At 42.4% G+C, this 8,525-nt stretch carries 8 protein-coding genes; 4 read left to right on the plus strand and 4 right to left on the minus strand.

What is annotated here, in order from left to right; translation table 11 throughout:
• The first annotated feature begins 2 nt into the window (after window positions 1–2).
• Together menC and menE are read left to right on the plus strand one after the other, a co-directional pair.
• The gene (gene menC, locus H5202_RS05000; RefSeq protein WP_182771087.1) at window positions 3–1,097 is read left to right on the plus strand and encodes an o-succinylbenzoate synthase; all 1,095 of its coding nucleotides are present in this window, start codon (window positions 3–5) and stop codon (window positions 1,095–1,097) included.
• Window positions 1,097–2,701 (plus strand): o-succinylbenzoate--CoA ligase, encoded by a 1,605-nt coding sequence (menE, locus tag H5202_RS05005; protein WP_182771088.1) that lies wholly within the window; start codon window positions 1,097–1,099, stop codon window positions 2,699–2,701. Before menC ends, menE begins: the two co-directional genes overlap by 1 nt.
• Window positions 2,702–2,937: 236 nt before the next feature.
• Here the strand turns inward: menE and rpoH are convergent, their stop codons facing one another.
• From rpoH to ftsY, 4 genes are all read right to left on the minus strand, one after another.
• Window positions 2,938–3,795: an RNA polymerase sigma factor RpoH gene (rpoH, locus tag H5202_RS05010; RefSeq protein ID WP_182771089.1), complete on the minus strand. Its 858-nt coding sequence runs from the start codon at window positions 3,793–3,795 to the stop codon at window positions 2,938–2,940.
• Between the two features lie 234 nt (window positions 3,796–4,029).
• Window positions 4,030–4,995: a permease-like cell division protein FtsX gene (gene ftsX / locus H5202_RS05015; RefSeq protein ID WP_182771090.1), complete on the minus strand. Its 966-nt coding sequence runs from the start codon at window positions 4,993–4,995 to the stop codon at window positions 4,030–4,032.
• Complete coding sequence (gene ftsE / locus H5202_RS05020) at window positions 4,992–5,681, minus strand: cell division ATP-binding protein FtsE (RefSeq protein WP_182771091.1); 690 nt, start codon at window positions 5,679–5,681, stop codon at window positions 4,992–4,994. Before ftsE ends, ftsX begins: the two co-directional genes overlap by 4 nt.
• A 3-nt stretch (window positions 5,682–5,684) precedes the next feature.
• Complete coding sequence (ftsY, locus tag H5202_RS05025; RefSeq protein ID WP_182771092.1) at window positions 5,685–7,448, minus strand: signal recognition particle-docking protein FtsY; 1,764 nt, start codon at window positions 7,446–7,448, stop codon at window positions 5,685–5,687.
• A gap of 181 nt (window positions 7,449–7,629) precedes the next feature.
• On the opposite strand from ftsY, the gene rsmD reads away from it, so the two are divergent.
• Both rsmD and H5202_RS05035 read left to right on the plus strand, forming a co-directional pair.
• Window positions 7,630–8,229 (plus strand): 16S rRNA (guanine(966)-N(2))-methyltransferase RsmD, encoded by a 600-nt coding sequence (gene rsmD, locus H5202_RS05030; protein WP_182771093.1) that lies wholly within the window; start codon window positions 7,630–7,632, stop codon window positions 8,227–8,229.
• Window positions 8,230–8,239: 10 nt separating this feature from the next.
• Window positions 8,240–8,525 (plus strand): DUF1145 domain-containing protein (locus tag H5202_RS05035; RefSeq protein WP_182771094.1); only part of this gene is annotated, 286 nt, incomplete at its 3' end.

Genomic DNA, 8,525 nt, shown 5'->3' on the forward strand with positions numbered 1-8,525 from the left:
CAATGTCATCAGATAACTCAACGATAACCAGCTGTACTCTGTATCAATATCAAATTGAGCTCAACCCTAGTTTACCTGTAGGCATACAACGAATTGATTTTCGTAAAGGGTTAGTGCTTACTATCCAGCTTAATAATCGACAAATGGCTTGGGTTGAAATAGCGCCATTATCAGGCCTCGATATTGATAGCCAACCAATAACGGGGTTTAGCCAAGAGTCGCTTGATGAGGTGATATCACAATTACTGCAAGTATTACCGAGTTTGATCGATCAACCCTTAGTGATTTTAGCCAATATTGCCGAGCAGATATCACTGCCATCATTAGCATTTTCATTAAGCCTATTGCATGCAAAACTAAGCCATCAATTACCTACTCGCATCGAAAACCCACAGACTCAGTTAGCTGTGGTGCCATTACTTTATGATGGAATGTCAGCACACGTTATTACCCAAAAGTTACAGACATTGGGCACAATCAACAGCGTAAAAATTAAAGTTGCTCAAACCAGCATGGCGAGCGAAATCCAATTTATTTATCAAGTGCTGGCAATCGCACCGCAGGTGACATTACGTTTAGATGCTAATCGAGGTTTTAGCCTTGAACAGGCTATCGATTTTTTAGCTTGTTTACCGAAACACAAAGTTGAATACATTGAAGAGCCATGTATTAACCCAAATGATAATATCCAAATGCACCGGCAATTAGAGATAAAATATGCCTTAGATGAATCGTTGAATTCATCTCAATTTGATCTCGATTCAGCATTACAGCAAACCGGATTAGGCGCATTAATTATCAAACCCATGTTATTGGGTTCGCTGGAAAAATTACAAAACATGATTAGCCAAGCTCATCTTGCTGGTGTGCGTTGTATTTTAAGTTCAAGCTTAGAAGCTGACCTCGGTATCAACGACTTACGCCTAGTGAGCCAAGCACTAACGCCAGATGAATCACCAGGCTTAGATACATTAAGCGCCTTTACTAAACCTTTGCTGTTAGCGACTTCTGGGTTATCAGCGCGGCTAAATCATCAAGTGTTGCAATTACTCACTCATATCGGCCAGCCACAAGACTCAGGCGAGGCAAATTTATAATGATGTCACCTTTGCATCAAGCAGCATTAAATCATCCAGATGCTATTGCTATTGAAAGTAGCCATAAAGCCGTCAATCCGAGCATCACGACTTGCAACAATACTTGCACTACTACTCGCGTCAGTTATGCTCAGTTAAGCGGTTTAGTTCACTGCGTAGTGCAACAATTGCAATCTCAAGGCGTTAAACATGGCGATATAGTGGCTTGTGTGTCACACAATAATATTGAAATGATTTGCCTATATTGGGCATGCATTGATGCGGGATGGATATTTTTACCTTTGTCACCTCGATTGGCTGATGTGCAGATTAATCAGCTTATCACACGCTTTGATATCCAATGGTTATGGACCGATAACGTCAGCAGAAAAACCGCGATTAAGATTACTCACTGGCTCGATATTGAACTGCCTCAAAAAATACCTCTGCCACCCAATCAAGCTATTGAGGTATCACCGCATCAAGCTTCCAATATTATTCTCACATCAGGCTCAAGTGGTACGCCCAAAGCTGCGGTACATTGTTTAACTAACCATTTGAGCAGTGCCAAAGGGGCTGCTACGTTTATTGCTTTAGCGCCGTCTGACGCTTGGCTATTATCGTTGCCGCTATTTCATATTGGTGGGTTGGCCATTATTCATCGTTGCACTTTGGCTGGAGCCTGTATTGTGTTGCGAGATCCCACATTAACACTGGCCGAACAGCTCACTGGTAGCAACATCACCCACGTGTCATTAGTGCCGACCCAAGCAAAGCAGATACTCCAGCAACATCCGGCGGCGCTTAACAATGTAAGCGCGTTGCTGTTGGGTGGAGGAGTCATTGATTCAACTCTTATTGAGGCACTACAACACCAGCACATTAACGCTTATACCAGCTATGGTATGACTGAAATGAGCTCACAAATTACCACGACTAACGCCAATTTATTAGGCCATCATGGGCATCCTTTACCTTCGAGACAACTGATTCTGAAAGACGGGGTAATTTGGGTAAAAGGTGAGTGTTTATTTTTAGGTTATTTAACCGAGCAAGGTTTAAGCTTACCATTAGATGATCAAGGCTGGTTTTGTACTCACGACAAAGGGCAGCTAGATCCAAAAGGACAGCTCAGTATTTTAGGCCGTATGGATAACATGTTTATTTGTGGCGGTGAGAACGTCCATCCAGAACAACTTGAAGCAGTGTTATTAACTCATCCCAATGTCGCACAAGCAATTGTATTTGCCGTAGACGATACAATTTTTGGCCACTTACCTGCAGCTATTATTGATTATTGTGTCGAAGATATTAGTGCTAATGCAATTGGACTCGATAGCGTTAATTCCAAAGCCTTTGATTTCAAGACCGTTAATATAGAGGCTGTAGGCTTAAAGACTGTTGATTTAAAAGCAATTGATATCGATAACATCAACTTGCAGCTGAGTCAGTTAGTTGAATCGACGCTGGCACGCTTCAAGCGCCCTAGACAATTTTTTTGTTGGCCAAAAGACATCGTCTCCAGTGGTTTGAAAGTGCCGAGAAAAAGTATCATTAATGCCATTCAAACTCAGATAGACGCAGCAAAAAAAAACGCCATAATGACACTGAACAACAACGACTAACCTATAAATTACTTCGGTTCATTTGATTGCACTAAATTCGATTACTCGAAATGGGCCTACACGAAATTGAATAGTTCTAAATTTAATGGACGAAAATTGAATAGACGTAAATTGGACACGCTAAGTTAAAAATCAATTAATGTTCATAAAATTGCGCCGCCCCAACATCAAATTTAAGCCATAAAAAAACCTGCCGTAGCAGGTTTTAATCTATCAAAAACGAATGCGCTGGAGTGTTACTCCATACAAGATTTAAGCTTGTTCATGGCATTCTTTTCTAACTGTCTAATTCGCTCAGCCGATACTTCATAAGTCGATGCAAGTTCCTGCAAAGTCACTTTCGTATCATCTAACCAACGCGCACGCAATATATGCTGACTACGCTCGTCTAAGGTTTTAATTGCCGATAATAAACGTGTTTGAGAGTCTGCTTCCCAATTGGCGTGTTCAACCTTATCTGCCACATCCGAAGAATGATCTTCTAAATATAATGCAGGGGCAAAATCATGATGGTCGTCATCGCTGTCATTGGTTAAGTCGAAGGCAGGATCTTGAGCTGCCATTCGTGATTCCATTTCGGTCACATCAGCTTTCGATACACCTAAATTCTCTGCAACCATGGTCACTTCAGCGTCACTAAACCAACCTAAACGCTTTTTAGACTTACGGATATTAAAGAATAATTTACGTTGAGCTTTAGTGGTCGCTACTTTCACGATACGCCAGTTTTTCAACACGTATTCATGAATTTCAGCTTTAATCCAATGCACCGCAAAAGACACAAGTCGAACACCAACATCTGGATCAAAGCGTTTAACCGCTTTCATCAAACCAATGTTACCTTCTTGAATAAGATCAGCCTGTGGTAAGCCGTATCCTGAATAACCTTTCGCAACATGCACAACAAAACGAAGATGCGACATAATTAATTGCTTTGCCGCTTGTAGGTCGCCGTTTTCTTGTAAACGCTTGGCGATGTCGTACTCTGTATCGGCGTCCAGCATATTTATGCTGGTCACAGACTGGATGTACGCTTCTAGGCTACTAGCATTATGCGGAACCGCCAGCGCCATTGATTGCGTTTGATAAGTCATTCGCTCTCCTACTACATTATTCAAAAATATATTTCAGCTAACTCAGTACGATGAATAAGGTCTCTTGGTTCACAACACAAGAGAGCTCTCTCGATTTAGCCGATAAACTATCAACTATATGACATCATATGTCAAATAAGGTTCTACTAGATGAACATTTTTACCGCAAGACCATCACAACGCAAGTGAACAAACGTTCATTATTGGAGGCTAGTTTTCATTATACCTCTGCAATTATGACGGTTCAATGCTACGTAAGTGCTGACGTACAGATAAATATGAGCCTAACCAGCCTAAAAATGATGCCAATAACACCAGTTTAATCAATTCTGTAAATGTTAATGACTGAATGGTTAATTCACTGCCGTATAAACCCAGTAACTCTGCTAAGGCACCATCGAGATACCACACCAATAAATTAATAATGAGCCAGGCTAAAATGCCACCGATGACCCCATACCAGATCCCAGTATATAAAAACGGACGTTGGATAAAGGCTTCGGTTGCGCCGACTAGCTTCATCACTTCAATTTCGGTTCGACGGTTCATAATCGCTAGTCGAATCGTATTGCCTATCACTAATACCACCGCAAGAACCAGCAAGGCAGCAATCGCCAACACGGTTTTTTCAAGTAGTTTAAGCAATGCTTGCAGACGCTCTAACCATTCAATGTCTAAGCGACCAAAATTAACTTCTGATTCACGTTCTAATTTTACCAGTAACTCACGCGCCCCAGCAGGGCTAGAATATTTAAGTGAAGGCGTTACAGTTACCACTGCGGGTAATGGGTTTTCATCTAAATATGACAACGCCTCACCAAAACCAGATAAGCGTTGAAACTCTTCTAATGCTTGATCGCGACTGATATAAGTGACCGATTCAACTTCGCGGAAGGCTTTAATACGTGACAATAAACTTTGAATAGATTGCTCACTGCGTCCTTCATTAATAAATAACGAAATTTCAGCGGCGCTGTTCCAAGACTGGGTAATATTTTCAGCATTTTTAACCAGAACCTGCAATGCAGCGGGTAAGCTTAAACTCACGCCCAATACAGCCATGGTCATAATGGATGAAACAGGACTACGCCATAGCTCACCCATACTCGACATGCCTTGTTGCACATGACGAATAAAAAACATCACAATGCGGCCACTTAAGGGTAATTTACTCCGAGTAATATTCACTTTTTTACTCATCGTATTGTCTCCCTACCAGCAGTAGAACTTTCTCCACCGAGCATACGTCCTTCACGCAGAGTAAAAGTGCGATATTTCATGCGCGCAATAAGGCCTAAGTCATGGGTGGCAATTAGCACGCTAGTACCCGAGTCATTAAAGGCTTCGAATAAGCGTAAAATATCCATCGATAATTTAGGATCTAAGTTACCCGTCGGTTCATCGGCCAACAACAAGGGGGGTTTGTTAACAATGGCGCGGGCAATGCCTACGCGTTGTTGTTCACCACCCGACAGCATTATCGGTAAATGACGTTCTTTGCCATATAAACCGACCATGTCGAGTGCGCCAGCAACACGCTTACGAATTTCGCCATGGGTGAAACCTTCGATCACTAACGGCAAGGCAATATTGTCAAATACGGTTTTATCCATCAACAAGTGATGATTTTGGAAGATCACCCCAATATTACGACGTAAATAGGGCACATGTTTTGGCCCTACATTGGCAATGTTATGCCCATTAATGGACACCTTACCTGCCGTAGCACGTTCAATAACGGTAATGAGTTTGAGCAAGGTACTTTTACCCGCGCCAGAATGACCGGTTAAAAAGGCCATTTCACCTTGTCGGAGGTGAAAATTGACATCCATAAGGGCCTTTTGGCCTCCTGCATAGATTTTACTGACCTGCTCAAATTGGATCATAAATTATTGGTCCGTTTTATCCTGGCTAAATAATGCTTCAATAAAATCATTGGAGTTAAAAGTACGCAAATCATCAATTTGCTCACCGACACCAATATGACGAATAGGAATAGAAAACTTATCGGCAATCGCAAAAATCACCCCGCCTTTGGCGGTACCATCTAATTTACTGATGGTAATCCCCGTCACGCCAACCGCTTCTTTAAACAACTGTGCTTGGCTAATAGCATTCTGACCAGTGCTAGCATCTAGCGTTAGCATGACTTCATGAGGCGAATCTGGGTCGAGTTTTTTCATCACTCGCACGACTTTTTTCAACTCTTCCATTAAGTGACTTTTGTTTTGCAAACGTCCCGCTGTATCTGCAATTAATACGTCTACTTTACGCGCTTTAGCGGCTTGTAAGGCATCGAATATAACTGAAGCACTGTCTGCGCCAGTATGCTGGGCCACTACCGGAATGTTATTGCGTTGTCCCCACACTTGTAGCTGTTCAACGGCTGCTGCGCGGAAGGTATCGCCGGCAGCTAACATGACAGATTTACCTTGGCTTTGGTACTGTTTAGCCAGTTTACCAATCGTGGTGGTTTTACCTACACCATTGACGCCAATCATAAGAATGACAAATGGGCCATTGGCGTTATCGGGAACTAAAGGAATAGCTACCGGATCGAGCATTTTTTGCATTTCTTCACGCATTAAATCATAAAGCGCTTCAGCATCTTTAAGCTGCTTACGAGATGCATGCTCGGTCAGGCTTTTAATTAATTTATTGGTGGTTTCAACACCCACATCAGCGATTAACAATTGCTCTTCGAGTTCTTCAAATAACTCTTCATTAATTTTTTTACCGCGGAATAAGCCAATGAAGCCAGAACCAATATTCTCACTGGTGCGCATTAAGCCACGTTTTAAGCGGGCAAACATACCCTCTTTTTGTGGTTTAGCTTGCGGTTCATCTTGTTGTGCTAACTCAATAGACTCTATTGGTGCTTGTTGCTCGGCTGCCTGTTGTTCTGCTAATTGCTGTGCGGCTAGCTCTGCAGCTAAGGCTTCGGTTGCTAAGGCTTCAGTTGCTAACGTTTCTGCTGCAATACGCTCAGCATCGACACGAGCTTGTTCTGCTCGTTCATTGTCGATACGCTCTTGCTCAAGACGCTTCGTTTCTAGATGAAGCTGCTCGAGACGAATCTGTTCAGCACGTTCGGCTTGTAAACGTTCAGTTTCTAAACGCTGAGTCTCTTGTGCTTGCTTTTGTTGCTCAGCCTGCTCAGTGGCTAGCTTTTCTTCAGCAATACGCTCAGCATCGATACGGGCGAGTTCTGCAAGTTCATTGTCGACACGCTCTTGCTCAAGACGCTTATGTTCTAGATCAAGCTGTTCAAGACGAAGTTGTTCAACACGTTCAGCTTCTAAACGTTCAGTCTCTAGTGCTTGCTTTTGTTGCTCTGCCTGCTCAGTAGCTAGCTTTTCTGCGGCGAGCTTTTCTGAGGTTAAAACATCAGCGGCCAACTTATCCGCAGCAATACGCTCAGCGTCGATACGGGCTTGTTCTGCAAGTTCAGTTTCAAGACGTTCTTGTTCAAGACGTTCAACGTCTAGGGGCGCTGTAGCTTCAGTTTGCTCTTGCTGCTCAGCTTGTTGAGATTGGTCAGCAGTCTCTGTTACTACTTCATGCTCCGCATCAACATCGAGTTGCTGCTGTTCTTCAACTTCAGGGACGGGCTTATCTTTACGAAACCAGGAAAAAAAACCTTTCTTTGCCATGTTTGCTACCAGTATTTATATGCTTAAAAATTCAGTTGAAGCCGTTTGTTGCATCTCTCACCAGTAAAATGATGAATACTCACATTTAATCACAAGTTTGATATAAAATAACGACGGTTCAGATTGTGGCATAGTCTACCACTTTCTTTTTTCTTTGTTCAGGCAAAATCACGAGGGTGAGATGGCTAAAAAAAATACCAGCAGCGGTCAGGTGCGGATTATTTCAGGTCAATGGCGATCTCGTAAGTTACCGATCCATGATCTTGAAGGTTTACGCCCGACAACTGATCGCGTACGTGAGACCTTATTTAATTGGCTTGCCAACGATATTCGTGGTGCCAGAGTGCTCGATTGTTTTGCCGGCAGCGGGGCATTATGTCTTGAAGCTTTATCCCGTTATGCCAGTTTTGCCAGCATGATTGAACTGCAAAAAAATGCTGCTAATCAGCTAAAACAGAATCTTGCCACCCTGCAATGTCAAAATGCAGAGGTTATTAATGCCGACAGTTTACAAGTGCTTGCTAAAGGAACTTCTAGTGGATTTGATATTGTGTTTATCGATCCACCGTTTCGTAAAGATTTAGCGAACAAAACCATTGAGCTACTAATGCAACATCAATGGTTAAACCCTAACGCACAAATTTATCTCGAAACCGAATCAGAATTAACCTCAGTCAATGTGCCTACTACCTGGGTTGCCTTAAAAGAAAAAAAGGCAGGTCAAGTATGTTATCGACTGTACCAATACCAACCGAACGATAACCTGTTATCGGCCGATTAAGTTAATGCCGATGTCTATAAACGATATTGTACTGATTGGTAAAACGGCCACTTTGTCGATGTGGTGTTTGGTGGCTTACGGCTTTTTTATTTTCAGCCCAGATGTCTCACACTTTATTAATGTGTTTGCCTGCATCACCGCAATAATGCACATGTTACTTGCACTAATCGCACGCTTACAAAATATTCGTAACAAAAAGCCTGCAGTACATTATCGAGAGATTTTTCTGTGGGGAGTATTTGCACTATTTGAGCAATATCATTCACGGCATTCTAGCCCGCTTGTTAACGGCATCA

The sequence above is a fragment of the Shewanella sp. SG41-4 genome (assembly GCF_014164505.1).
GTDB lineage: Bacteria > Pseudomonadota > Gammaproteobacteria > Enterobacterales > Shewanellaceae > Shewanella.

What these genes read in the sequence shown, in the direction of transcription:
- menE (WP_182771088.1), top strand. Translation starts at nt 1,097, where the DNA reads ATGATGTCACCTTTGCATCAAGCAGCATTAAATCATCCAGATGCTATT.
- ftsY (WP_182771092.1), bottom strand. Translation starts at nt 7,448, where the DNA reads ATGGCAAAGAAAGGTTTTTTTTCCTGGTTTCGTAAAGATAAGCCCGTC.
- menC (WP_182771087.1), top strand. Translation starts at nt 3, where the DNA reads ATGTCATCAGATAACTCAACGATAACCAGCTGTACTCTGTATCAATAT.
- rpoH (WP_182771089.1), bottom strand. Translation starts at nt 3,795, where the DNA reads ATGACTTATCAAACGCAATCAATGGCGCTGGCGGTTCCGCATAATGCT.
- rsmD (WP_182771093.1), top strand. Translation starts at nt 7,630, where the DNA reads ATGGCTAAAAAAAATACCAGCAGCGGTCAGGTGCGGATTATTTCAGGT.
- ftsX (WP_182771090.1), bottom strand. Translation starts at nt 4,995, where the DNA reads ATGAGTAAAAAAGTGAATATTACTCGGAGTAAATTACCCTTAAGTGGC.
- ftsE (WP_182771091.1), bottom strand. Translation starts at nt 5,681, where the DNA reads ATGATCCAATTTGAGCAGGTCAGTAAAATCTATGCAGGAGGCCAAAAG.